The sequence below is a fragment of the Arthrobacter caoxuetaonis genome, assembly GCF_023921125.1.
Taxonomy (GTDB): Bacteria; Actinomycetota; Actinomycetes; order Actinomycetales; family Micrococcaceae; genus Arthrobacter_B; species Arthrobacter_B caoxuetaonis.
The window spans coordinates 2,483,396-2,506,002 of the sequence record NZ_CP099466.1 but is presented as its reverse complement, the minus strand read 5'-3'; the positions used below and the strand labels follow the sequence as shown (position 1 = coordinate 2,506,002).

Here is a 22,607-nt window from a genome sequence, read left to right as displayed (position 1 = left end):
GGCCCTTTTCGATCCGGTAGTTAGACAAGGGCATGAAACGCTAATGATCACATTCGACAACGTCACCAAGGTCTATGACCGCAACTCCAGGCCGGCGTTGAACTCGGTCAGCTTTGACGTGGACCGCGGTGAGTTCGTCTTCCTGGTGGGAGCATCCGGTTCAGGCAAATCCACGCTGATCCGCCTTGTGATGAAGGAAGAGCACGCCACCCGCGGCACGGTGTACGTCGCAGGTTCCAACGTCGCGAAGATTCCCAGCTGGCGCGTTCCGCGCCTGCGCCGCGGCATCGGCGTCGTGTTCCAGGACTTCCGCCTGCTGCCCAACAAAACTGTCTTCGCCAACGTCGCGTTCGCCATGCAGGTCATCGGCCGCAGCCGCGCCGTGATCCGCGAGACCGTTCCCGAGGTCCTCAAGACGGTGGGCCTGGAAGGCAAGGACAACCGGATGCCGCATGAGCTCTCCGGCGGCGAGCAGCAGCGCGTGGCCATTGCCCGGGCGATCGTGAACAAACCGGGCATCCTTCTTGCCGACGAACCGACCGGCAACCTCGACCCCACCACCTCGCTGGGCATCATGAAGGTCCTGGACCGGATTAACCAGAACGGAACCACGGTGGTCATGGCCACCCACGACCACGACATCGTCAATGCCATGCGCAAGCGCGTGATCGAACTGCGCCACGGCAAGGTCATCCGCGATGAGCGGGGGGGAATCTACCTGGCGACGGCGATGCAGCCCATCGTTCCTGCGTCGGGCGAGCCCGACGCCGCCGCCGGCCCGGCCGGGAAAGAAGATCGCACCCCCGCCCAAGCCGGCGGTCTCTCCGGTTCGGAGGCCCCCGAATGAGGATGGCTTTTGTCCTGGGTGAAATTGGATCCGGAATCCGGCGCAACCTGTCGATGGTTGTCTCGGTCATCCTGGTGACGTTCGTGTCACTGACCTTCGTCGGCGCTGCCGGCCTGCTCCAGCTGCAGATCAACCAGATGAAGGGTTACTGGTACGACCGGGTGCAGGTTGCGGTGTTCCTGTGCGTGGGCAACGACGTCTCGCCGTCATGTGCCTCAGGCGCGGTGACAGACCAGCAGCGCAGTGCGATCGAAGCCAAGCTGAATTCGCCCGAGTTCAAGCAATATATCGACACGGTCCAGTTCGAAGACCAGGAAACTGCCTTGGGCCACTTCCGTGAGCAGTTCGCAAACTCTCCGATCGTTGACAGCGTGACGGCCGACCAGCTGCCGGAGACTTTCCGCGTTTCCCTCGTCGACCCGGAGAAGTACGAGGTCATCAACGAGGCGTTCTCCTCCATGCCCGGCGTCGAGTCCGTCAGCGACCAGCGGGAACTGCTGGAAAAGGTGTTCTCCTTCATGAACATTGCTTCCCTGGTGGCGCTGCTCATCGCTGTGCTGATGCTGGTCTGCGCCATCCTCCTCATCGCCACGACCATCCGGCTTTCTGCGTTCAGCAGGCGCCGTGAAACGGGGATCATGCGGCTGGTGGGGGCCTCGAAGGCGGTGATCCAGCTGCCGTTTGTGCTGGAGGGCGTGATTGCGGCGCTCATCGGGGCCGTCCTTGCGTCGGGAACCCTGTGGGCCGTGGCGCACTTCTTCATCGGCATGCTGGCCCGCCAGTATCCCGCAACCGCCTTCATTTCCGCACGGGAAGTGCTCATGCTTAGTCCGGCCCTGTTGATTCTTGGTGCTTTGCTCGCGGGTGTTTCCTCGCTGCTGACGCTCAGACGGTACATCAAGGTTTAGAGTGTGGGCACTGGGACAGGAAAGATGAAAAACCATATGAATTGCTTTGCCAATGACTAGGCGCCGGGAGCGGCAGGGCACCGTTGCCGCCGCAGCCGCCGCCTCGGCGGGCGCTGCCAAACGTGCCGCCGCTGCAGGAGCAGCGGTGCTGCTTTCCCTTGCCCTCGCCCTCGGTGCGGTCAACGCGCCGGCTGCCGCAGATGAACTCAGTGACCGCAAAGCCGCACTTGAAGCTGAGCAGCAAAAGGTCCAGGAACAGTACGAGTACCTTGACCAGGACATTGCCAAGACGGTGGCGCAGCTGAACATCTACCAGAACCAGGAACTGCCCGCAGCGCAGGCCGTCCTGACGGAGGCGGAGGGCCGGGTCAGCACGGCCTCAGCGAAGGTTGGCGCGCTCACGGACCGCGTGGCCCTGGCGCAGGAGAGCCGCAACACGATTGCCGCCCAGATCGAAGAGGACCGGCAGGCCCTCGATGAAACGCAGAAGGTCATCGGGCAGATCGCCAGCCAGGCCTACAAGAGCGGGGGAGTGCCCTCCAGTCTCACGCTTCTTTTGGGTGCCGAGGGAGCGGAGAGCCTGACTGATTCGATGGGCATGGCCGGCCAGGCCCTGCGCGGCCAGAACGCCGCCGTCGAGCGCCTCACCCAGCAAGCTGCCACCAATGTGAACTCGGAGGCCCGCCTCGCAGCCGTGGAGGAGGAGATTTCCTCGCTCAAGGCGCAGGCACAGGAAGCACTGGAGTCCGAGCAGGCGGCCCGCGACGAGGCCGCTGAAGAGAAGTCCAAGGTGGACAGCCTCATTGCCAGCGCCGAGTCGCTGAACAATGAACTGGAGGCGAAGAAACCGGTCATCCAGGCCAAGCTGGCTTCGATCCAGTCCGAGCAGGCAGCCGTCCAGGCGGAGATCGCCGAACGGCAGCGGATCCTGCTCGAAGAAGCACGGCGCGCCGAGGAAGCCCGGATCGCCGAGGCCAACCGCCGCGCTGCTGAAGAAGCGGCTCAAAACAACCAGCCCCCGCCACCTCCGCAGACAGTGCAGCCCACCAACCCGTCCGCATTCGGACTGCGTTACCCTGTCAGCGCTCCGCTGAGTTCGGGCTTTGGCTGGCGCGCGACGCCGGTCGGCACCATCGATTTCAACGGCAGCGGCGGGTATCTGCACTCCGGGCTCGACTTCGGGGCCCGCTGTGGCACCCCGATCTACGCTGCGGCTGCCGGAGAGGTCTGGCGTTCGGACACCGGCGGCGGGGAAATGATCGGCACAGGAAACCGGATCGTACTCAACCACGGGGTCATCGGCACCAGTGCCCTGGCCACGAACTACTACCACCTGAGCAGCCGGCTGGTGAACGCCGGACAGTGGGTGAACGCCGGACAGCTGATCGGTTACGTCGGACAGACCGGTAATTCCTCGGGATGCCACCTGCACTTCGAGACCATGCTCAACGGCCAGCTGGTTAACCCGATGGGTTTGCTGTAGGCATAGAATAGGTGTTTTCGCATCTAACGAAGGAGTTGAACCGTGCCCAAAGAAAGTGGCCGTAAAGTGGTGGCCACCAACCGCAAGGCCCGGCACAACTACGAAGTCCTCGACACCTATGAAGCAGGCATGGTGCTGATGGGAACCGAGGTGAAGTCCCTCCGGGAGGGGCGGGCCTCCCTGGTCGACGGATTCGCCACGTTCTACAACGACGAGTTGTGGCTGGAAGGGGTCTACATTCCGGAGTACCTGAACGGAAGCTGGACCAACCACTCGGCACGGCGCCGCCGCAAGCTGCTGCTGCACCGCGAGCAGCTCGACAAGATTGCGCAGAAGACCCGGGAATCGGGGTTCACGATCGTTCCGCTCCAGCTGTACTTCCTGGACGGCCGCGCCAAGGTGGAAATCGCCGTTGCCCGCGGCAAGCGGGACTATGACAAGCGCCAGACGCTGCGTGAAAAGCAGGACAACCGCGAGGCACTGCGCGAAATGCGTTCCAAGAACCGCGGAGCCTGATGAGCGGCACGTTCTGGGAAACGCAGCTCCAGGAAGACGAAGAATCCCGCGAAGGCCAGCCCCGGAAACCGCTCTGGGCCTGGGCCGTGACCGCCCTGGACCTGCTGGTTGTCGCAGCCGCGGCCCCGGTCGTCATTCTGGTGGCAGTGCCGTTCTTTGCCGTGTTCTACGTCTATCTTGCCCAGATCCTGGTCTGGGCCAGTCCGGTCCTGCTCGGGGCGAATGCCGTCCTTTTCGTTTGGGCGTTCCGGCGCAAGTACGCCGGCATGACCGGCCTGGCTATCCTGTCCGTCCTGTTCGTTCTGCTGTCTGTCCTGCTGGTCATCCTGTGGGGTGCCCCGTTCACGGTGTTCGGAATGACGTTCTAGCGTCTATGCGTTATAGTTAACGGTCCGGCCGGTTGCGGGCGGACAAATCAGTTTGGTAACTGAATACGGGGATGACAGGTTTCGACGATGTTAGTCGCGACAGGTGAAGCGGGCCGAGGATGCAGGGTTATCTCGTAAACGCTCCTTGCAAACCAATAAGTGCCGATTCTAAGCGCACTGACTTCGCTCTCGCTGCCTAAGCAGCGGGCATAGTCCGTCAGACCGGGAATGCTCTCGTCCCGGATCCTGGCGTCATTTAGAGGGCCACTGCTGAGCACTTTCGCCGTTGGAGTGCTCGGGACTTTTAGACGGCTGGGCCCGGATCAGCCACTTGTTCACATGATGGCTGGGGCCGAGAAACTCCGACGTGAACTGCGCCCGGAGAAGCCCTGACAACACGACATCGGACGGGGGTTCAATTCCCCCCATCTCCACTTTTTGTACAAAGAGCACCTCGGCCTTCGGGCCGGGGTGCTTTTTGTGTTGCTTTTGCGGTTCGGTTCAGTTCGCGGGTGCGTCCGGCCGGAGAACCCGGGACGGCGGCAACGAAAATCACTGCTCGCAGGGCTCGCAACGATTATTAAAGCCGCCTTCCCCCGGGCCCTCCGGCCTTGAGGAGCGCCTGGGAGATGACGAGCAGCCAAGCGTCGATGGCGCCATACAGCCGGTGACACGGGCGCAAGGTAAACCGGTTTGTCGGTGCTATCTGAGAGGATCGTCACCATGTCTAAATCTCAGGTTCTCTTCCGTGTCCTCGACACGGGTCGCATCCAGTGCGACGTCGTTTCTCCCAAGGGCTACAAGCTCACCTTGTCCGGCAGCCACACAGACGCTGAGCCTGAAGTCGGCCAGGGCATTCTTGGCGACAACCACTCGTTGATCAGTAACGCCTGGGCATACGCCCTCAGTCGGCATGCCGCTGTGAACCTGCCTGACGAAGATCAGCAGAAGGCCGCAGATAAACGGGCCAAAGGATTCAAAAAGGCCGCTGAATGGATAGCCGAGCTGGCAGAGGACCTGACATTGGAGGAGAGAACCGGTTGGTGCTCCTCCTGCTTCGGCAAGCATACGCACCGCAAGGCCAACCGGCCCATGGGGCAGCTGCCCGCCTACATCTGCAACGGGTGCGGGGCGCCGACGCTTCCCTGTGCAGCCGTGATGTGCGCGAACATGGCGGTCCGGGAAGAGGGTGCGATTCGGGTCCAGCGCTACTGTGCGGAGCACCGGCATGAGATCCCTGGCTTCGAGAAGGCCGATCGAAAGATGGGCGCGCTCAATGACTACAGAGAGTTCCTGAGTTACGAAAAGCCCAACTTGGCGAAAACGGTCAAGGTGGTGGGACTTGCAGGCGCCGGCGTTGCAGCAGCCACGCCTTTCGCGGTCCTCGCCGCTCCCGCCATCGGCGGTGCCGTTGGTGTAGCCATTGGAGGATACAGCGGCATTGTGGCGACGAACTTTGGGCTGGCATTGCTCGGCGGTGGTGCTGTGGCGGCCGGCGGCTTGGGTATGGCCGGGGGAACGGCCGTGGTCACCGCGGTCGGAGCAGCTCTGGGTGCGGCTCTCGGGGGCACGATTGCGAACGCCTACGTGCGGCAGGACAAGTCCTTCCATATCGAAATGCTCCAGGACGGATCCGGAGTCCCGGTCATCGTGTGCAACGGCTTCCTCAGCGAAACCAAAACCGGTTGGGGCGAGTGGCGGAATATCGTGACGGATCGCTATCCGGATTCACCCGTCTACCGCGTCCATTGGGGTGCGCGTGAACTCCGGCACCTCACATTGTTCGCAGGTGCGAACGTGGGCAAAGCCGCCGCTGGGGCCGCGGTGAGAGGAGCCGCAGCAAAGGCCGCCAAGGTAGCCGCCAAACGGCTGGCTCCGGTTGCCCCCGCGCTGATCGCGGCCGACGTCGCGAGAAATCCCTGGCACATAGCGAAGAACCGCGCCGAGAAAACGGGCGTCATCCTCGCTGACCTGCTGGCTCGAACCGAGGCCAACTCCTACGTCCTGATTGGGCACAGCCTGGGGGCCCGGGCAATGGTGGTTGCGGCCCAGGCAATGTCCAGCAAGAAGGGCGGACCTCGTGTCCAGGCGATGCACCTGCTGGGAGCGGCCATTGGCGGCAAGAGCGATTGGCGCAGCCTGACAACCGTAGTCGATGAGGCCGTTTACAACTACCATTCGTCGAATGATCCGGTTTTGAAGTTTGCCTACCGTGGAACTCAGCCTGGCGAGAGGGCCGCAGGTGAGGTTGGCTTCCGGCCAGCCGATGCGAAACTCCAGAACGTGGACGTTTCTGCGCGAGTCAAGGGGCACTCCCAATACCATCAACAGGTTCGTCTGCTGACTGAACCGATGACCCGCTGGGAGCCGGCTGAAATTGGCGCTTCTGCGGTGCCCCAGGCCTCGGCGGAGTAGGTCTTTCTGCGTGCGTCGGGTGCCTGCTGGTCCGTAGGCACCCGACGCACGCAGAACTACTTCCTTACGATAGTGACGGAGGGCAACAGGGCAGGATCATGGAAGAGGCTCTTTGCTCCTCTTGTGTGTGCGCTGACGAACTCCGTCTTGAGCGCGTTTGGGCCTGACCCCTTGGGCCGGCGGTAGAAGCTGCGGACCTGATGAGGGGCTGGCGGGCTGCCGTTGAAGAAATCTCGGTCCAATTCGGTTTCGACCTGTCCTTCGATGACATTGATAACGCCCGGAGCTTCAGGCGCTGATCTTCGTCTAGCAAGTGGATCCGGTCTTTCGGGCAGGGCTCATCATCGAGCGCAGGAAAGGTGGAGGCTGTGACCCGGCACGACGGCCGGGTCACAGCGATGGAGAGGGGAGCGGGACTACCCCGCCCGGGCCTCCGCGAAGCGCGGCGCCATGGACTCCATCTGCTCCATGACGAGCTTGATCGCGGCAGGCTGCTTGTCCGGCGGATAGCCGTTCTTGACGAGCAGCCGTTTTATGGAGGAGCGCAGCTTGGCCCGGACGTCGTCACGCACCGTCCAGTCGGTCCGCACGTCGCGGCGCATCACGGCGACGAGGTCCCGGGCGATGTTGGCAAGCACTCCTTCGCCCTGGACATCGACGGCGGAATCGTTCTGCGTGACGGCGTCGTAAAACGCCAGCTCGTCCTCGTTCAGCGGTGGCGAGAACCGCTGGCCGCGGTCCTTCTCCTTGGCTACTTCCTTGGCCAGTTCCACCAGCGCGGCAATGACTTCTGCTGAGGTCAGCTGCTGATTGGTGTACTTGTTCATCAACTCGGTGATCCGCTCCGAGAACGCCCGCTCCCGGATCACGTTGTTCCGTGTGGTGCGGGCAGCTTCCTCGGAGATGAGCTTCCGCAGCGCTTCGATCGCCAGTTGGGGGTTCCGCGCCTTCTGGGTCTTGGCCATAAATTCCGGCGTCAGGTCATCCAGCGACGGCTTGGGCATACCGGCGGCTTCATAGATATCAAGCACCTCGCCCGAGACGGTGGACGTGGCGATGAGCTGGCCGAGCAGGCGGGAGATGTCCTCGGGAATGGGCTCACCCCGTGACTGACGATCAGCGGCATCCATCTTTGCCATCCAGACGCGAATCTCTTCGAACATTCTGACGTCGCGAAGCAACAAGGGTAGGTAATCTGTGCCCGAACAAAGCGCCCAGGCTCGGGCGAGCTGGCTGGAGAGGCTCCGATACTGAGAAGCGAGGCTCTCGCCGTCGGCTTCCGGCTTGTTGCCGGGGGTGAGCGGATCGCGCAGGTAGTTCACAGCGCCCCATGCGGCATGCAGCCAAGCCTTCGGGCCGCCCTTATCAAGAATGGCCCGCCAGTCGTGCCCGTCTAGAAGTTGATCGAGTTTCGCAACTAGCTTCTCAGTTTCCGCGATGGCCTCGTCGATGTTCTTTCCCAGCGGCTGCTGCGTGCCCCCGTCGTGCAGGTTGTATTCCGCCAGCGCCTTGGTCAGATTCTCCGCCAGCGGTGCGTAGGCCACCAGCAGCCCGCCCTCCTTGCCGCGAAAGGTGCGGTTCACCCGGGCCAGGGTCTGCATCAGCAGGGCACCTTTGAGCGGCCGGTCCAGGTAGAGGGTGTGCAGCGGCGGGGAGTCGAAGCCGGTGAGCATCATGTCCTTGACGATCACCAGTTCCAGTTCATCGTCCACGTTCTTGAGGCGTTCCTTGATGCTGGCGTTAAAAGCGTCACGGCGCACATGGTCGGAGACCGGGGGAGCGTCGGAAGCGGTGCCGGAGTAGACCACCTTGATCTTGCCCTTATCGAGCTCGTCCGAGTGCCATTCCGGGCGCAGCGCCACGATCGCCGAATACAGGTTCGCGCAGATCTCGCGGGTGCCGCCCACGATCATGGCCTTGCCGGGCGCGGAGATGAACTTCTCCATCTTCTCGCTGCGGTTCTCCCAGTGCTCCACCAGGTCCTGGGCGAGTTTGGCGATGCGCTCTGGCGCACCATAAACGGCATTGACGACGGCGACACTCGCCTCGATGCGCGCCCGTTCCGTGTCATCCAGTGTCCGGGTGGCTTCGTCAGCGGCCGCGTCGAGGGTCTCCTCGCTGACCCCCTCCGCCAGGCCGACCTTGATCAGCCGCGGCTCGAAGTAAACCGGGACGGTGGCGCCGTCGGCAACGGCCCGGCTTAGGTCGTAGACGTCGATGTACTCACCGAAAACGTCCTGGGTGTTGCGGTCGTCGAAGGAAATCGGGGTGCCGGTGAAGGCGATGAGGGTGGCGTGCGGCAGTGCGTCGCGCAGGTGCCGGGCGTAGCCGTCGAGGTTGTCGTAGTGGCTGCGGTGCGCCTCGTCCACCACCACAATGATGTTGCGCCGGTCCGAGAGCAGCGGGTGCTCGGCGCCGGCGTCGCGCTCTGACTGGCTGCGGCCGAACTTCTGCAGCGTGGTGAAGTAGATGCCACCGGTGGTGCGGCTGGAAAGTTCTGTGCGCAGTTCCGAGCGTTTGCGGATCTGCTGGGCCTTTTCGGGCAGCAGCTGGCTGGCGAGGAAGGATTCGAAGAGCTGCCCGTCGAGTTCGTTGCGGTCAGTGATGACGACGACGGTGGGGTTGCGCAGCTTGGGGTGGCGGATCACCAGATTGGTGTAAAGCTCCATCTCCATGGATTTACCGGAGCCCTGGGTGTGCCAGACGACGCCGGCCTTGCCGTTGCTGCCAACGGCCGGCACGGTGCTGCCCACGGCCTTGGTGACGGCGAAGTACTGGTGCGGTTTGGCGATTCGTTTGGTCAGGCCGGCGGCGCCTTCGTCAAAGGCGGTGTAGCTGTGCAGCAGCTGCAGGAACCGTTCCTGGTTGTAGAGGCCGAGCAGGGCGGTGTCGAGTTCCCCAACCACTGGCTCGCCGTCGAGCAGGGTGCCGGGGGTGACCGGCTTCCCGTCGTCGTCCACGTTCCACGGGGAGAAATGGTTCAGCGGAGTAAAGGGGGTGCCGTACTTGGCTGACAGGCCGTCCGAGGCGAGCGTGAAGACGCAGAACCGGAACGCCATGGGGAATTCACGGACGTAGGTGGCCAGCTGGTTGTGGGCGGCGGGGACGTCTGCGTTTTTACTGCCGGCCTTTTTCAGCTCGATGATGCTCACGGGCATGCCGTTGCAGTAGAGAACCAGGTCGAAGCGGCGTTTGTAGTCGCCTTGCACGATGGTGACCTGGTTGACGGCGAGCCAGTCGTTCTCATCCGGGTCATGGCTGAGCAGCCGCAGCGTGGGGCTGACCTCGGTGCCGTCGGTGTCGATGTAGGTCAGCCGGAAGCCATCGGTGAGGTAGTCGTGGATGCGCTTGTTCTCGGTGATGGAATCGGCGGACTTAGGCGAAGCGATTTCCGCCAGTGCCTGCTTCAGATACTGCGTGGGTACGGCCGGGTTGAACTTGTGCAGGGCCTTCAGTAGCCGGGGCCGGATGAGCAGTTCATCCCAGGTGTCGCGCTCGCCGGTTCCGGGTGCGATTTCATGTCCGGTTTTCGGGAGCCAACCGAGTGGTTCGGCGAGCATTTCCAATGCGCTGCCTTCCCAATCGGCTTCGGAATACCCCAGCTGCTGTGCCTGTGTCATTTAGACCATTTCCCCCATGGTGTTTTCTATATCCTTGACTCGCAGTTTCCCTGACATCAGCTGCGGTAGCAGTGTGTCGCGGTTGGCGGCGAGGGTTTCATTTTCGCCCCTTATGGAATCCCCCAAGTGCAACATAGGTCTTGCCAGCGCGGCATACTGCAGCTGTATCTCTCGTGAAACTAACGGCGCCATAAACGACTGAATTGCATCCGATTTCAGGTGAAGTACCGTCGTCCCGCTGGTCAGACTCTGACAGTGCGTGCGGAAACGGCCTTGGAGCATCGTACCGAGCAGAAACTCTTCCGGCTCGTCCCCGATCGGGCGCACGATTGCTAAATCCAAGCTGGCGGCAAGAGTTGAGTGTCGGTTGCTGGCAGGAACGCGTACTGCGCGGCCAACGACTTCGGCAGCTTGGGTGAGGTCCGTTTGCGCCACCACCAGTTCTCCTGGGCGGATGACTTGTTGTGGCTTGTAGGGGCCTGAGTACTCCTTCAGACCTCGGGGGGAGTAGCCCCCGGTACGGTCGAAGGATTTCAGGGTCACTAGCGCAGTCGTAGATTCGGTGAGATCTACGCTCCTGTACGAGATGCCCTTAGTGACGGTGACGAGATCGGAGAAAGGGACGAACGCCTCTGGGCTTCCGACTACTTTCTGGTAGGAGGCAGAAAGAGTTTGGCTCAGGGTCTCGGCGAGCTTGGTGTTGGCGGCGATCTTGTCGTCGAGGGCCCCCAGCACCTCCGCGATCGCCCGCTGCTCAGACAAAGTTGAATGCACGGAAAGTGCAAGTTTCCCGAAGTCGCCCTTCTTGAAATGCGGAATCATAGTGCCTACATGCAAATTCGCGATCTTGTCCTGCGTGTCTCTGGATTTCAGAAGATAATACAGGTAGCGGTTATCGATGATGGTTTCATCGGCCCGAAGCGCAAGCATATCTTGGGCAATGCAGAAAGTGACAGGATCAGGGACCATGGCAATGCGTCCCGGGCTGCCCTTGCAAACAAACAGGATGTCCCCTGGTTCGGGATGGGACCGGAACCAGTTTTTGTAGGTAACTGAGTCAACGTGACGTACGTTCTCAAAGACGGGATAAAAATGCCCGTCCTTGACGCAGTTGGTTGCAATTAGCGGTATTCCGTCATCCGATGTGGGACAAGTCCGACCTCGGTTGTCTACGATGAACTTGAGCAGCTCCGGAAGCCGGTATTCGACAAAGCTGCTCATCAGAGCCGCCCCAACTGCTCGCGAACAACCTTCGCGAGCCGGTCGGATTCCTCGAACTGCTCGAACAGCTCTTTCTTCAGCCGCTCGATCTTCTCTTCAATGGGCTCGCCGTCATCCTCGACCGCGGCAGCACCGACGTAGCGGCCCGGAGTCAGGGCGTAGTCAGCAGCCTTGATCTCCTCCAGAGTGGCCGAATAGCAGAAGCCGGGTTCGTCGTCGTACTCCAGACCGGCGTCTACCGCGGAGGCCTTGCCGCGCCAGGCGCGGAAGGTGTTGGCGATCTTGGCAATGTCATCCTCGGACAGGGCGCGCTCGGCGCGGTCCACCATGTAGCCCAGGTTGCGTGCGTCAATGAACAGCACCTGGCCGGAACGGTCAATGGAGGCGCCGGGCCCAGCGGTCTTGTCCTTGGCGAAGAACCAGGTGCAGACCGGAATGCCGGTGCTGCGGAAGAGCTGGGTGGGCAGGGCGATCATGCAGGAGACCAGGTCCGCCTCCACCAGCTGGGCGCGGATCTGGCCCTCGCCGCCGGAGTTGGAGGACATGGAGCCGTTGGCCATAACCACACCGGCTTTGCCGCCCGGCGCGAGCTTGGAGAGGATGTGCTGGATCCAGGCATAGTTCGCGTTGTTGGCTGGCGGGACACCGAACTTCCAGCGCGGATCGGACTCGGAGCGGGTCCAGTCCTTGATGTTGAACGGCGGGTTGGCCAGCACATAGTCGGCCTGCAGCTCGGGGTGCTGGTCGCGCGCGAAGGTATCGCCCCAGCGGGACGCCAGGTTGCCGTTGAGCCCGTGGATGGCTAGGTTCATTTTCGCCATGCGCCAGGTGCGCTCGTTGAGTTCCTGCCCGTACACCGAGATGTCCGAGCCCTCCTTCTGGTGGGCTTCGAGGAATTTTTCGGTCTGCACGAACATGCCGCCGGAACCGCAGCACGGGTCGTAGACCCGGCCGTGGTCCGGTTCCAGCACCTCGACAAGGACGCGGACGACGCCGGCGGGTGTGTAGAACTCCCCACCGCGCTTGCCTTCGGCGCGGGCGAACTTCTCCAGGAAGTACTCGTACACCTCGCCGAGCAGGTCGCGGGCCTTCTTGGCGCCGTCGCCAGTGAACCGGGTGGAGTTCAGCAGGTCCAGCAGCTCGCCGACGCGGCGCTGGTCCACGTTGTCGCGGTTGTAGATCTTCGGCAGGGTGGCAGCCAGGGTGGGGTTGGAGCTCATGATCAGGTCCATCGCGTCATCGATGAGCTCGCCGATGGACTTGGCGGGGGAATCCATCGAGGCCTGCGTGCCCTTGGCGTTTTCCGCCAGGTAGCGCCAGCGGGCACGGACCGGAACCCAGAACACACCGCGGCCGGTGTATTCATCAACGTCGTCGATGAACTGGGCAATCTGGTCTTCATCCATCCCGTCGGCTTCCAACTCCGCATGGATCTGGGCGCGGCGCTCGTCGAAGGCGTCCGAGACGTACTTGAGGAACACCAGTCCCAGGATCACGTCCTTGTACTGGGACGCATCCATGGAGCCGCGGAGCTTGTCAGCTGCCTTCCAGAGCGTGTCCTTGAGTTCCTTCATGGTTGACGGCAGAGCGGCAACCTTCGTTTTCGGGGGCACTAGCTGTTTCCTTCCGTTGCGGCGTAGGTGTTTGTCACGGTGAGGGTTCCTCCGGCTACGCCGTCCAAGACAAGCGTAGTGAGTTCCTCAAGCTGTTTGAGCCGGGTATGGGCCTGGGCACGCTGCTGTTCTAGGTCAGACAGGAAGGCGGCCAGGCTTGAGCCTTGGTTAGTGGGGATTAAACGTGCAGGCCAGCGGCGCCAGGGCCCACGGTTTGCCGCTTGCAGGTTGATGTCCGCAGCCAGCATCGTAGGCAGCAGCCCCGGGTTAGCGCCGGCTTTGATGCGCAGGATACGGGCGGGATAAGCGACGACGGCGGTGCCTTCGGTATCCACAAAGGCGGCCGCTTGCGGGCCGGTGCAGAACACGACGTCGCCGGGTTCGGTCAAGCGTCCGTCTGGATGCGCGGCGCTAAACGGGGCCAGGCCCATTCGCCGGGTGCCGCGGGCCTGCTCTTCGAATAACTCAGGAAGGCCGTAAACGGGCAGGCTCCCGACATCCGCCAGCTCGTCCTCCGAAATGCGATTGCCTTTGATGTACCGGAGCGCCCCTTGCCTGAGGAGGGTGTCCAATGGCTGCAGGCGCTGACGCTGCTCGGCACGCTCGAGTAGCGGCTCGACTGAATAGCGGTTCGTAGTATCCACCGGGCCGGCGGAACTCAGGTCCTCCAGGAGCTGGTCGGCTTTCAGTGCGGACTCTGCGCCGCCCGGTACTGCCGGTCCGCGGACAGGACGTGCAGCCGCGGTCAAAGGGACATCGCCGGGCAGAATGACACGGGCCGGAACCCGTGTGGCGAAACGGAACGAGTGGGCACGGATTTCCTCCAGCGCCCCCATGCTGGCAGAGAGGTCGGTCACCAGGTCCTGGATGACACCGGAATCCATCCGTTCGCCGGTCAGGTCGGCAAGCATGACCCACCGCTCCGGGATGGGCACGTCCGGGTGCGCGGGTCCCAGGACCCAGAGAGCCAGGATCTGTCGGGGCTTGCTCTTCAGAAGCCCCTTGGGCAGGCGGACGATGGCCCGGACACGGCCGTCACGGATCAGGCCCGACCGTATGCTGCGTGCCGCCCCCTGGGGAAGGACTCCGGACAGGGCCGCGTCCGGAGCGATGATGACGCCGCGCTGCTGATCGTCCATCTGCAGGACGCTGTGGTCAATCGCGGTCAGAATCTCCAGCGTCCCCATGCCCGCCGCACCGGGAGACGGATAGTGCGCCAGATGCACCGCGGGACCGTGGAGAACAAACTCACCGGAATCGGCGACGTCCAACTGGTCTTGGGAGAAGCGGTGGATCCTCAGCCGCCGCCGGGCAAGACGGGCTGTTTCATCTCCGCCGGAGCTGGCCATCAGCGTCGCATCTGAGCCATCACCGAGGGCGTGAGCAAGCGCCAGGAGAAGGTCGCTGCTGCCGGAGGACGGGTCGGCGAAGACCGGGGGCTCCGGCAGTGAGGACGCGAGTTCGACGGCGACGGAGGCAACGAGTTGGGTTGCCGTTTCGGTCAGCGCTGTGGCTGAATGCCTGCGCAGATTGCTCCGGAAGCGGTCAGCCATCAGCTTTTCAAAGGCTGCAGCCGGGTTGAAGGCGGCGTCAGCCAGGAGATCGGCACACCGGGCAAGGCTTTCAACGTCCGGTTTGAACGCTTCCAGCTCGCGGTAAAGGAGTTCATCGTCCGGGTCCTCGGTGTCCGCCATGTCCAGCAAATCAGCTGCATCGCAGCCGGCCAGTGGCTGCCCGGCGAGTTCCCGGAGGGTCAGGAGCGAGGTCAGGGCGTCGAAGACCGATTCCTTGTTCTGCGGCAGGTCTGCCATGACCGCGAAGGCGCCCAGATCGGCCAGCGCGTCGGCGTTCTTTCCATGCCCGGTGGTGGTCAGCCAGCCGGCAACCTGGTGGGCGTCGAAGAAATCCTGGCCGGCCTCGGTCTTCACGGGCGCCGGAAACGGATGGGCAGTGCCCTGGAGCCGGCTGCGCCACATGGAGACGGCGGGACGCTTTACCTTCGCCAGCGTCGCTACATCAGGCAACGAAAGCAGGAGTTGCGGGTCTTTGGCCATAACGTCCTGCTCCCTCCTTGGTAAGTGGACTAGTGGTTATCACTGTACGACGTAGCGGTCTTATTTCAGCTGAGGTCCTGATAACCCCCCTTATCAAGACTGTGAAGGCGCAAATACATCCGACGCGCCTAGGTTGAAGAAGCGGGACAGAGATGCCCCGCAGGAGCCACGGCCATTGCCAGTTGGGGGGAATGACCGTGGCTCCGTCACCTCACTTCCGCACCATTCGATGAAGGAAACCCCATGACGCATGAACCGCCCAGGGAACCGGGTGCCGGCTCCTCCACCACAACCGACGCCGTGGCTCCGGAAGACATGAGCCCTGTAGTAGCCGCTAACCCTTTCCAGAAGACACCGGTGAGCCGTACGCCGGTCATTTTCGGCGCCGTCGGGCTGGTAGCTGGCCTCGCTCTGGGACTTCTGGCCGGACAAGTCGACTTTCCCGCACAGTCCAGCGCTATTCAGGAGGCGGTCGCCGCCTGCGGTGTGGAGGATGACGAGTGGATCGTCGTCGGTGACGAAGGCGCCAGTGTCTCGATTGACACCGAAGGCAAGGAGTCCTCAGGCACCGCGTACACCAACGTGACGTGTGTGCTGGATGAGCTGGGTATGCCGGACAGCGTAAGCAGCCGGATGGGTAACACCCGTGCCCTTGACGGACGCCAGGACGCGCAGTGGGGCGAATTCTCCGCCACATGGGGCTATCACCCGGACAGCGGTATGAACGTCGTCGTCGAGATTGTGGAGGCGAAGTGATGAGTTCACACTGGCCGCCCAGGGAAGCGCCAGCGGAGCATCTGGAGGATTCCACCCGGCGCTCGCATGACACGCCGAAGCCCGAAGTGGAACTTCCAAAGCCGAAGCGCAAGCGTCGGTGGATGGGACGCACCGCTCTCGCAATGATCCTGGTGGGAACAGGTGCTGTCTCAGCCGTCCTGATGACGGATCCCACTGCCAGCGAAGAGTATGCCGCGCTGTCCGCCGAGCTCTCCGACGTCACGGGTGACCTTGAAGACCTGGAATCCAGGTTCGCCCGCCTTTCATCCGGCATCAGCAGTCGCGAGGATGCCGTAGCTGAGAAGGAAGAGGCCCAGATAGTCCGTGGACTGGAGCTGGTGAAGCGGGAGGAAACGGTCAAAGCCCGTGAGGAAGCGGTCACGGGAGCGGAGGAAGAGAAGGCAGCAAACACCATCTCCGACGGTACCTGGACGGTTGGACGTGACATCGCTCCAGGTACGTACCGTTCCTCCGCCGACGTCGGATCGCGGTGTTACTGGGCCGTGCTCCGCAGTGGTTCCAACGGCTCGGACATCCTCGAAAACGATATCCCGGGCGGTGGGCGACCAATGGTGACCCTCGCCGAGGGGCAGGACTTCAATACTGCCCGCTGCGGAACCTGGGAGAAGCAGTAGCGGCCTCAGCGCAATAAGCAATCAAACCAAGAATCACCAACAGTAAGTAAGGAACAACCATGAACATCAAACACATCCGCAAGCCGGCGCTCGCCGCCTCCGCAGCGCTGATCCTGGGACTGACCATGTCCGCCTGCTCCACTGAGACCACCAGCAGCGGCAGCGAAACGGACGCCGGACAGCCGGCAGCAACCTCTCCCGAGACCGTGGAGACCCCGGGCCCGGAAGCACCCGCTGCACCTTCAGTGGGCGTTCCCTTCACTGCCGACATGGGGAACGGAAACACCGCGCGTATCACTGTGGTGTCTGCTGAATACGCGGATACGGCCAGTACCCAGTCCTTCGCTCCGGCTGCGCAGAACGGCGGCTTCCTCGTCCTTGACGTGCTGTGGGAGACCGAAGCCGGAGTCACCTCGTCCAACCCGCTGTACTTCAACACGAAAGACGCCGAAGGCCGGGCCGGCGACTACTACATGTTTGCCGACAACCAGCTGGGAAGCGGAGAGGTGCAGGTGGGAGACAAGTCCCGCGGCACCGTGGTCTTCGATATCGCTCCCGGCCCGGCCACCGTTGTGATCACCGATCCTCTGCTGCAGGAGACTGCGCGGATCCAGGTCGGCGGCTGAGTAAAGCCGGCAGTTGTGGGTTCTCCTGCCGCTGGGGGCAGGAGAACCATTTACCCCGAAGTGTCATCGCGGGCCGTTAGAGTCTGGGTTATCAGGTTTACAGATGTGCAGCGTTAGCAAGTGCGCGGGGAAAGACCTTGCGCACCAGAAAGAGGGGGGCGAGATGTTCGGACGTACAGAAGTTGAATGGCAACAGCTGCAGCAGGCTGCTGAAACGTATCTTACGAGCGTGGCGAGGTCGCGGGGAATGACCGACTATAGCCAGCTGAACAGGGAGCTCACACGCGCCACAGGCCAAGCTCCTTTCGATTTCAGCCGCGAGGCTGACCGAACCGCAGTGGGCAGGCTCCTTGGCGAGGTGTCCCGGCGTAGCCACTTGGAACACGGCGTCATGCTTTCAGCCCTGGTTACTCATAAGAACTCAACGAACGAAGGTGCAGGGTTTTACAAGCTTGCGGCGGAACTGGGTGTAATGCCGCCGAAACCCACATCTGACCAAAAACTGCAGGTCATGATCGAGCAGGTCAACAAAGTACACGCAACTTACCGCTCCTGACAGACTGGCGACACCCCCGCAATGTCGGGCATTCAGCTACGAGGCGCCGTCCTCGTAGTACAGGCTGGGCGCGCCGTAGTCCGGGTCCAGCTCAGAGCGGACCATACGGTGCTCCGTCGGATTCTGACGGCAGCTGGATGTCAGCAGGATTTCCACCCACGCACGCTCGCTCTGGCTATAGGTAGCTGTGGCACTGATGTCGTCCTTGAGATACATGAGGACCCGCACGTCGCCGCCCTCTTCCGGCGGATGGGAGACCTCTGTCTGGCGTTCCCAGCCCTCCGCGTCAAGCCAGCTGCCAATCCGGTCCAGCGCTGCGTTGGCTGTTTCGGTATCGGCTACCGGGCTGGAGGCCGCGCCAAGCCATCTGGTCTCGAGCTGCTGTTCCTCAATCTCGGGGCGCAGGCAGGATTCCTCCCGCAGGTCCTCAACCTGGAGGCCGGCCCCGGCCTGCTCCATCAACGCAGGAAGCAGCTCCTCAAACTGGGTCAGATAGTCCGGTGACTCCTGCGCAGCGGCAGGATCAGGGGGTGTTTCGGTGTTCAAAGCACAGCCTCCCAGGGATACGGCAAGGATCATGGCTCCGGCCATTGCGGCAGCCGAACGTCGTGGCGTCACTTTTCGAGACTCCCGGTGGTCACGGTCTGCAGCTTCATATTGGCGTAGTCCTCCGGTCGTTCTTCAATGGGGCTCTCCGAATAGGCGTAGCCAAATCCGTAGTGGAATACTTCTTCAACGTACAGGCTCACACGGCCTCCCTTGATGACCGCCTGGATGTTGGCTGCCGAGGTTGACCCCTTGGCGAAATAGTCTGTGTGCCCACGCATGAGCGAATCTGGCTTCTGCGGATCCACAAAACCGGATTCCAGCCGCACGGCACCCATCTGCGTTTTAGGGTCGCCACCGCTCCAGAATGAACCGCTGTGGAAGCCGCCGCCTCCTATCTGCGCTACTGAAATCGGATCGTCCCTGGTCTGGATCCAATACCGGTTGGAGTCCGGGCCGGCAGTGTCGCTGGGACTGGAGACTTGGTGGCCGGTGCCGGCCGGGGCGACATAAAGGATGTTCGACGCCGTCAGCCCTTCCCGCTCGGCGGTCCCGAGCAGGGAACCTCCGGCACTGTAGCCAATGTAGGTGCTGCGCGTATCTTGCGGAACTTCCAGGTCCAGGGCGTGGTCGAATGCGGCCAGCAAAGGCCCGCCGTTTTCGTTGTAACTGCTGGTGAGGTTGTGGTGCAGCTCGTTGGGAAGATCGGTGCCCTGCCAGTAAAAGGAGACCTTCTGCTGTTCCGGTTTTCCTTCTACGGCATCGAGGCGCTCCAGATAGCTTGCGAGGGAGCCGAGGTCCGCGCCGGTGCCTGGAACCAGGACGGCGCTCCTGGTAGCGGTGGCTGACGGCGTGCCCTGCATCGTGACGATGCGGCCGTCCCCTTCGGCGCTGACCATCACGACCTGCGTTCCTTGTGTGAAGGCGTAATCCAGCCCTTTGAGCAGCCTTTGCAGGCGTTCCTGCTCCGTCTTCCACTCAGCATGGTCATGGTTGAACTGCATCGCCGCGACGTTGTCGTATCCATAATCGGCAAGCTTTGGTTCAGCGCGTCCAGGTCCTGCTTCAGCGTCTGCCGGTAGCCGGCGACCGTGATGGTGTTGGCATGGGCGCGGGAGGCAAACGGCACCCCGTTGAGCGCTCCAAACACCGCGGGATACAACAGCAGAAGCTATTCCTGGTCTGCCGCAGGCAGCTGCAGCCATGCGGTGCGGATGGCTGCAATTCCTTCCTGCGAAAGGCTGTCCTGAAGGACGCCGGACATGGCTGCCTCGGGGCTTCCCACGGGGAATGGGCCCATGGGTTTATTAGCTGCGAGCAAGGCAGCGGCTTCCGGATTGGCTTCGGCCCAGGCCCTCAGCTCCGCGGTGTCCAGCCCCCGCAGCGACTCCAGCAGCTGGCCTGGAGCGACGGCACCCAACCTGTCGTCGAGGGTGACCGTCAGGGCAGCCCATTCGACCTCCGGGAGCACAGACCCGCCAGCCCGGGCCACCATGGGCAGTCCCTCTCCGCTCCCTCCGGAAATGGCGGCCAACCGAGCGGCAGTCTCCTGCTGGAGGGTAATCCACTTCTGTGTGAGCTCACCCGCGCGGGTGTTGAATTCGTAGAGGGCACGCTGCCCCGCGGGATCATCTTCGGCAGGGTCTGAGGATGGCCGCTCGGCTTCGAGTGTGCGGCACTCGTCGCCGAGGGTGCCTGCGGCCGCTGCGAAGTCCTCGATGATGCCGGCAGCGGCTACGAGGGCGGAACGCCAGCCGGCCATGGGAGCCGCCAGGGAATTCATGGCCGTGTGCACCAGGTCCTGTGTCCCGGGCTCCCGGTAGGCAGGAACGACCCGGTTCCACGCGGTGCCCGCGTCGGTCAGGTAGCTCTCGGCCACCCCGGCCCGCACCAACAGGTCCTCGGCGGCGGCATTGAGGGTGGACCAGTTCCCGCTGATGTCAGGAAGCTCGGCGCCGGCCATCATTCCTCCATAAACCGGAGCCGGCCCGTCCGCGGCGGGGAAGCCGGGGAGTACGCGGTAGGCAGCTTTGCCAGCGCTGACTCGGCAGCGGCAGTCATCTGGCCGTCAGCCTCCACAAAAGCCGCTGTGGCGTCTGCCAAAGCAGAGGTCTTGCGAAAGAGGAGACTGGCTACGTTTCGGGCGACATCCCGGCGCGGATCCCAGAACTGGGAAAAAGCCACGGCTACCGCCTCGGCGGAGCCAAAACTTCCGGCGAGCTGGTCAGCACTCTTCTCGGCATCCCTGCCTGCGTCCAGCAGAGCCTGGCCGTCTGCAGCGATATCCACGATGGCAGCGTGGATAACACCCGCCTGGATCTCCTACTGCATGTTCCCCCTGGAGATGATGGCCATCTTCGTTACGGGAGAGTCTGCTTCCTTTCCCCGCAGAAATCCATGGGCAGAACTACCCATGTCAGGGCCCTGGGCAGGCCGCCGGGACTTACCGCCGGCCCCGCCGCCAGGCCTCCGGGACAGGCGCTTGGCACCGGCCAGGGCCAGCCCTTGGTAAGCTTGGAAGAAGCCCTTCGCCCGCCGCGCTGCCCACAGCAGTGTCCGGCTTCCGGTGCGGAGGCGCCCCTTTCCACCGCACCCACCACTGACCTGCTGCTCTTCTGCGCACTGTGCCCTTCGCACGTGCCGCCAAGCCGGAGCAGCTGCACGGTGCCCCACGCCCGCGGCGGGAAGACACGCAATACCGTAGGAGAAGCGCCACCCCCATGCAGTCCGCCCCCGCTGAATCGTCCGTAGAATCGCCCGCAGAAACCCACGAAGAATCGCCCGCAGAAACCGCCGAAGTTTCCCTCTTCGACCGCCGTTACGAACCCAACGTCGCCGAAGTCAACCAGCTGTGCGATACCCTCGCCGAGCTCAAGCCCGGCAGTGAAGTTCCCTACATCGATCCGCAGCATGACGTGGACGAAGCCCGGATCGTGAGCCTGTTCTCCAACAACGGCCCTGCCCACCCGTCGGGGTTCATCACCGCAGGCAGTGACGAGGCCGTCACCCGCCTCCTCGGCGTTCACTGGCAGGTGGGCCTGCAGCCCAAGTACGTCATGCCGTGGAACGTGCACCCCTGGTACACCCCCGGCGAGCCGCACACCAAGCTCACCAAGGAAGAAGTCCAGGAGGGCCTGAGGCCGCTGCTGCGTTTCCTGGCCCTCGTGCCGCGCGCCTCGGTGATCGTGGCACACGGCACGGAAGCCCAGCGCCTGGCTGCGGCCTTCCTGAAGACGGAGAACCGGATGATCTACCGGCGCAGCTTCAAGGTCTACAAGGCGCGTTCGGCCGAGGGCCGTTCGTTTGGTGCGACCGAGGAACGCCAGCAGGAATCACTGGCCGAAATGCGGATCGTCTACAAGGACGCGATGGCCCGCACCGGGCTGGCTGCTACAGGCCGCTAGAAAAGCCGGAGAACTAGTTCGCCCCGCTCACCGGAACATCGACGATTCCGGTGAAGCGGGAGCCCACACCTTCATATTCGCTGCGGACTCTGCCTTCAGGAACTGCGGGGAGCTCGCGGGCGCTGTGGTCTTCACAGGCCACAAAGGTGAAGTCCGGCCACCACTTCTTGGGCCGTGCAGTTTCGCGGAATCCGCAGACTTCACATTCAAGGTGCACCCAGACGGGACGCTTGCCGGTCCGGTTAGCCCGCGACTGCGCCAGCCAGGCCGGGGGATTCGCATCCAGCGCGTCGAGGTCGGCCTGCTCCAGCCGCGGCGGTATGCCGTGCTTGGCGGCCATTTCGAGCGGGATATCAAGGAACTGTGCGGCCTGGCGTCGAGTAATCATCGCTTTAACGATACGGCAGGGCACGACGGCGGTGCGCCGCCGTCGTGCCCTGCCGTTTACCCTGGTGCTCCCTAGTCAGCCTCGGCGAAGGCCTTCCGGAGGTTGGCCTCCTGGTCCTTGGAGAGGTTGGTGGCGATCAGCGTTGCGCCGGGGAAGCTGTCCTTGAAGGCATCAAGGACGCGGTCCTCGACGGCGTCTGAGGACAGGATAAACAGGGCCGAGGTTCCCGGGGTGACTTCCTGCCGGATCTGCTTGATGAAGTTGTCATCAATCCCCACGTCCACCATGGAACCGGAGAGGGCGCCAATCGCCGCTCCCACCGCAGCTCCGATCAGCGGAATGAAGAAGATGAGCCCAAAGAGCAGCCCCCAGAAGCCGCCGCCGAGGGCGCCCGCTCCGACCGTGTTGTGTTCCTGGATGGTCCGCGGCTTTTTCTTGTCGCGCGGCCAGGTAACGATGGCCTCGTCCTGCACCGTGATCAGGTTCTGGGACTGCAGGCTGGCGAGTGTTTGTGTTGCCCGTTCTGCGGCGTCCGCGTCGGGGAATTTCCATACGGTAAGTGTTGCCATGGCAGATACTCCAAACAGTTGGGGTCCATGCACTGACCGCCGTGTACGGGGCACACGCGCG

21 protein-coding genes and 1 other RNA gene are annotated in these 22,607 nt (G+C 63.0%); 12 read left to right on the top strand and 10 right to left on the bottom strand.

What is annotated here, in order from left to right; genetic code table 11:
* The first annotated feature begins 43 nt into the window (after window positions 1-43).
* The 7 genes from ftsE (at window position 44) to NF551_RS11460 (ending at window position 6,537) form a co-directional block, all read left to right on the top strand.
* On the top strand, window positions 44-847 hold the full coding sequence (gene ftsE / locus NF551_RS11490) for a cell division ATP-binding protein FtsE (protein ID WP_227894539.1): 804 nt from the start codon (window positions 44-46) through the stop codon (window positions 845-847).
* Complete coding sequence (gene ftsX / locus NF551_RS11485; protein ID WP_227894540.1) at window positions 844-1,755, top strand: permease-like cell division protein FtsX; 912 nt, start codon at window positions 844-846, stop codon at window positions 1,753-1,755. The genes ftsE and ftsX overlap by 4 nt, the downstream gene beginning before the upstream one ends.
* Window positions 1,756-1,807: 52 nt before the next feature.
* A complete protein-coding gene (locus NF551_RS11480; RefSeq protein WP_227894541.1) occupies window positions 1,808-3,238 on the top strand; it encodes a M23 family metallopeptidase in 1,431 nt (476 codons plus the stop codon).
* 42 nt (window positions 3,239-3,280) lie between these two features.
* Window positions 3,281-3,754: an SsrA-binding protein SmpB gene (smpB, locus tag NF551_RS11475; RefSeq protein ID WP_227894542.1), complete on the top strand. Its 474-nt coding sequence runs from the start codon at window positions 3,281-3,283 to the stop codon at window positions 3,752-3,754.
* Window positions 3,754-4,122: a hypothetical protein gene (locus NF551_RS11470; protein ID WP_227894543.1), complete on the top strand. Its 369-nt coding sequence runs from the start codon at window positions 3,754-3,756 to the stop codon at window positions 4,120-4,122. Before smpB ends, NF551_RS11470 begins: the two co-directional genes overlap by 1 nt.
* Before the next feature lie 67 nt (window positions 4,123-4,189).
* Window positions 4,190-4,559: a transfer-messenger RNA gene (ssrA, locus tag NF551_RS11465) on the top strand.
* Between the two features lie 286 nt (window positions 4,560-4,845).
* Window positions 4,846-6,537, top strand: coding sequence for a DUF726 domain-containing protein (locus NF551_RS11460; RefSeq protein ID WP_227894544.1), 1,692 nt, complete (start codon window positions 4,846-4,848; stop codon window positions 6,535-6,537).
* 416 nt (window positions 6,538-6,953) lie between these two features.
* Here the strand turns inward: NF551_RS11460 and NF551_RS11455 are convergent, their stop codons facing one another.
* Genes NF551_RS11455 through NF551_RS11440 form a run of 4 tightly spaced genes read right to left on the bottom strand, consistent with a single transcriptional unit; the run spans window position 6,954 to window position 15,045 of the window.
* Window positions 6,954-10,157 (bottom strand): type I restriction endonuclease subunit R, encoded by a 3,204-nt coding sequence (locus tag NF551_RS11455; RefSeq protein ID WP_227894545.1) that lies wholly within the window; start codon window positions 10,155-10,157, stop codon window positions 6,954-6,956.
* Window positions 10,158-11,378: a restriction endonuclease subunit S gene (locus NF551_RS11450; protein ID WP_227894546.1), complete on the bottom strand. Its 1,221-nt coding sequence runs from the start codon at window positions 11,376-11,378 to the stop codon at window positions 10,158-10,160.
* On the bottom strand, window positions 11,378-12,991 hold the full coding sequence (locus tag NF551_RS11445; RefSeq protein ID WP_227894547.1) for a class I SAM-dependent DNA methyltransferase: 1,614 nt from the start codon (window positions 12,989-12,991) through the stop codon (window positions 11,378-11,380). Before NF551_RS11445 ends, NF551_RS11450 begins: the two co-directional genes overlap by 1 nt.
* On the bottom strand, window positions 12,991-15,045 hold the full coding sequence (locus tag NF551_RS11440) for a DNA methyltransferase family protein (protein ID WP_227894548.1): 2,055 nt from the start codon (window positions 15,043-15,045) through the stop codon (window positions 12,991-12,993). Before NF551_RS11440 ends, NF551_RS11445 begins: the two co-directional genes overlap by 1 nt.
* Window positions 15,046-15,288: 243 nt before the next feature.
* Here NF551_RS11440 and NF551_RS11435 point away from each other — a divergent pair, with 243 nt between their 5' ends.
* The 4 genes from NF551_RS11435 to NF551_RS11420 all read left to right on the top strand — a co-directional run bounded on the left by NF551_RS11435 (window position 15,289) and on the right by NF551_RS11420 (window position 17,639).
* Window positions 15,289-15,801 carry a hypothetical protein gene (locus NF551_RS11435; protein WP_227894549.1) on the top strand — a complete coding sequence of 171 codons (513 nt, stop codon included), beginning with the start codon at window positions 15,289-15,291 and terminating at the stop codon, window positions 15,799-15,801.
* A gap of 122 nt (window positions 15,802-15,923) precedes the next feature.
* A complete protein-coding gene (locus NF551_RS11430) occupies window positions 15,924-16,457 on the top strand; it encodes an Rv1352/Rv1906c domain-containing protein (RefSeq protein ID WP_227894550.1) in 534 nt (177 codons plus the stop codon).
* 59 nt (window positions 16,458-16,516) lie between these two features.
* Window positions 16,517-17,083: a DUF4352 domain-containing protein gene (locus tag NF551_RS11425; protein WP_227894551.1), complete on the top strand. Its 567-nt coding sequence runs from the start codon at window positions 16,517-16,519 to the stop codon at window positions 17,081-17,083.
* Between the two features lie 163 nt (window positions 17,084-17,246).
* The gene (locus NF551_RS11420) at window positions 17,247-17,639 is read left to right on the top strand and encodes a hypothetical protein (protein ID WP_227894552.1); all 393 of its coding nucleotides are present in this window, start codon (window positions 17,247-17,249) and stop codon (window positions 17,637-17,639) included.
* 36 nt (window positions 17,640-17,675) lie between these two features.
* On the opposite strand, the gene NF551_RS11415 is transcribed toward NF551_RS11420, so the two are convergent.
* The 4 genes from NF551_RS11415 to NF551_RS11400 all read right to left on the bottom strand — a co-directional run bounded on the left by NF551_RS11415 (window position 17,676) and on the right by NF551_RS11400 (window position 20,474).
* Window positions 17,676-18,257, bottom strand: a complete 582-nt coding sequence (locus tag NF551_RS11415) for a hypothetical protein (protein WP_227894553.1) — start codon at window positions 18,255-18,257, stop codon at window positions 17,676-17,678.
* Entirely contained in the window at window positions 18,254-19,189 is a 936-nt protein-coding gene (locus tag NF551_RS11410) for a hypothetical protein (protein WP_227894554.1), read from the bottom strand. Before NF551_RS11410 ends, NF551_RS11415 begins: the two co-directional genes overlap by 4 nt.
* Window positions 19,190-19,356: 167 nt before the next feature.
* A complete protein-coding gene (locus NF551_RS11405) occupies window positions 19,357-20,151 on the bottom strand; it encodes a hypothetical protein (RefSeq protein ID WP_227894555.1) in 795 nt (264 codons plus the stop codon).
* Window positions 20,148-20,474 carry a DUF6507 family protein gene (locus NF551_RS11400; RefSeq protein WP_227894556.1) on the bottom strand — a complete coding sequence of 109 codons (327 nt, stop codon included), beginning with the start codon at window positions 20,472-20,474 and terminating at the stop codon, window positions 20,148-20,150. Before NF551_RS11400 ends, NF551_RS11405 begins: the two co-directional genes overlap by 4 nt.
* A 431-nt stretch (window positions 20,475-20,905) precedes the next feature.
* Between NF551_RS11400 and NF551_RS11395 the strand changes: the two genes are divergently transcribed.
* The gene (locus NF551_RS11395; protein WP_227894557.1) at window positions 20,906-21,589 is read left to right on the top strand and encodes a uracil-DNA glycosylase family protein; all 684 of its coding nucleotides are present in this window, start codon (window positions 20,906-20,908) and stop codon (window positions 21,587-21,589) included.
* A 13-nt stretch (window positions 21,590-21,602) separates the two neighbouring features.
* Here the strand turns inward: NF551_RS11395 and NF551_RS11390 are convergent, their stop codons facing one another.
* Together NF551_RS11390 and NF551_RS11385 are read right to left on the bottom strand one after the other, a co-directional pair.
* The gene (locus NF551_RS11390) at window positions 21,603-21,977 is read right to left on the bottom strand and encodes a hypothetical protein (protein WP_227894558.1); all 375 of its coding nucleotides are present in this window, start codon (window positions 21,975-21,977) and stop codon (window positions 21,603-21,605) included.
* Window positions 21,978-22,048: 71 nt separating this feature from the next.
* Window positions 22,049-22,546 (bottom strand): DUF1269 domain-containing protein, encoded by a 498-nt coding sequence (locus NF551_RS11385; RefSeq protein ID WP_227894594.1) that lies wholly within the window; start codon window positions 22,544-22,546, stop codon window positions 22,049-22,051.
* Between the last annotated feature and the right edge of the window lie 61 nt (window positions 22,547-22,607).

Coding starts and splice junctions, on each gene's coding strand:
- ftsE (WP_227894539.1), top strand. CDS start 44: ATGATCACATTCGACAACGTCACCAAGGTCTATGACCGCAACTCCAGG.
- ftsX (WP_227894540.1), top strand. CDS start 844: ATGAGGATGGCTTTTGTCCTGGGTGAAATTGGATCCGGAATCCGGCGC.
- NF551_RS11480 (WP_227894541.1), top strand. CDS start 1,808: ATGACTAGGCGCCGGGAGCGGCAGGGCACCGTTGCCGCCGCAGCCGCC.
- NF551_RS11470 (WP_227894543.1), top strand. CDS start 3,754: ATGAGCGGCACGTTCTGGGAAACGCAGCTCCAGGAAGACGAAGAATCC.
- NF551_RS11460 (WP_227894544.1), top strand. CDS start 4,846: ATGTCTAAATCTCAGGTTCTCTTCCGTGTCCTCGACACGGGTCGCATC.
- NF551_RS11455 (WP_227894545.1), bottom strand. CDS start 10,157: ATGACACAGGCACAGCAGCTGGGGTATTCCGAAGCCGATTGGGAAGGC.
- NF551_RS11450 (WP_227894546.1), bottom strand. CDS start 11,378: ATGAGCAGCTTTGTCGAATACCGGCTTCCGGAGCTGCTCAAGTTCATC.
- NF551_RS11440 (WP_227894548.1), bottom strand. CDS start 15,045: ATGGCCAAAGACCCGCAACTCCTGCTTTCGTTGCCTGATGTAGCGACG.
- NF551_RS11435 (WP_227894549.1), top strand. CDS start 15,289: ATGACGCATGAACCGCCCAGGGAACCGGGTGCCGGCTCCTCCACCACA.
- NF551_RS11430 (WP_227894550.1), top strand. CDS start 15,924: ATGGGACGCACCGCTCTCGCAATGATCCTGGTGGGAACAGGTGCTGTC.
- NF551_RS11425 (WP_227894551.1), top strand. CDS start 16,517: ATGAACATCAAACACATCCGCAAGCCGGCGCTCGCCGCCTCCGCAGCG.
- NF551_RS11420 (WP_227894552.1), top strand. CDS start 17,247: ATGTTCGGACGTACAGAAGTTGAATGGCAACAGCTGCAGCAGGCTGCT.
- NF551_RS11410 (WP_227894554.1), bottom strand. CDS start 19,189: ATGCAGTTCAACCATGACCATGCTGAGTGGAAGACGGAGCAGGAACGC.
- NF551_RS11405 (WP_227894555.1), bottom strand. CDS start 20,151: ATGATGGCCGGCGCCGAGCTTCCTGACATCAGCGGGAACTGGTCCACC.
- NF551_RS11395 (WP_227894557.1), top strand. CDS start 20,906: ATGCAGTCCGCCCCCGCTGAATCGTCCGTAGAATCGCCCGCAGAAACC.
- NF551_RS11390 (WP_227894558.1), bottom strand. CDS start 21,977: ATGATTACTCGACGCCAGGCCGCACAGTTCCTTGATATCCCGCTCGAA.
- NF551_RS11385 (WP_227894594.1), bottom strand. CDS start 22,546: ATGGCAACACTTACCGTATGGAAATTCCCCGACGCGGACGCCGCAGAA.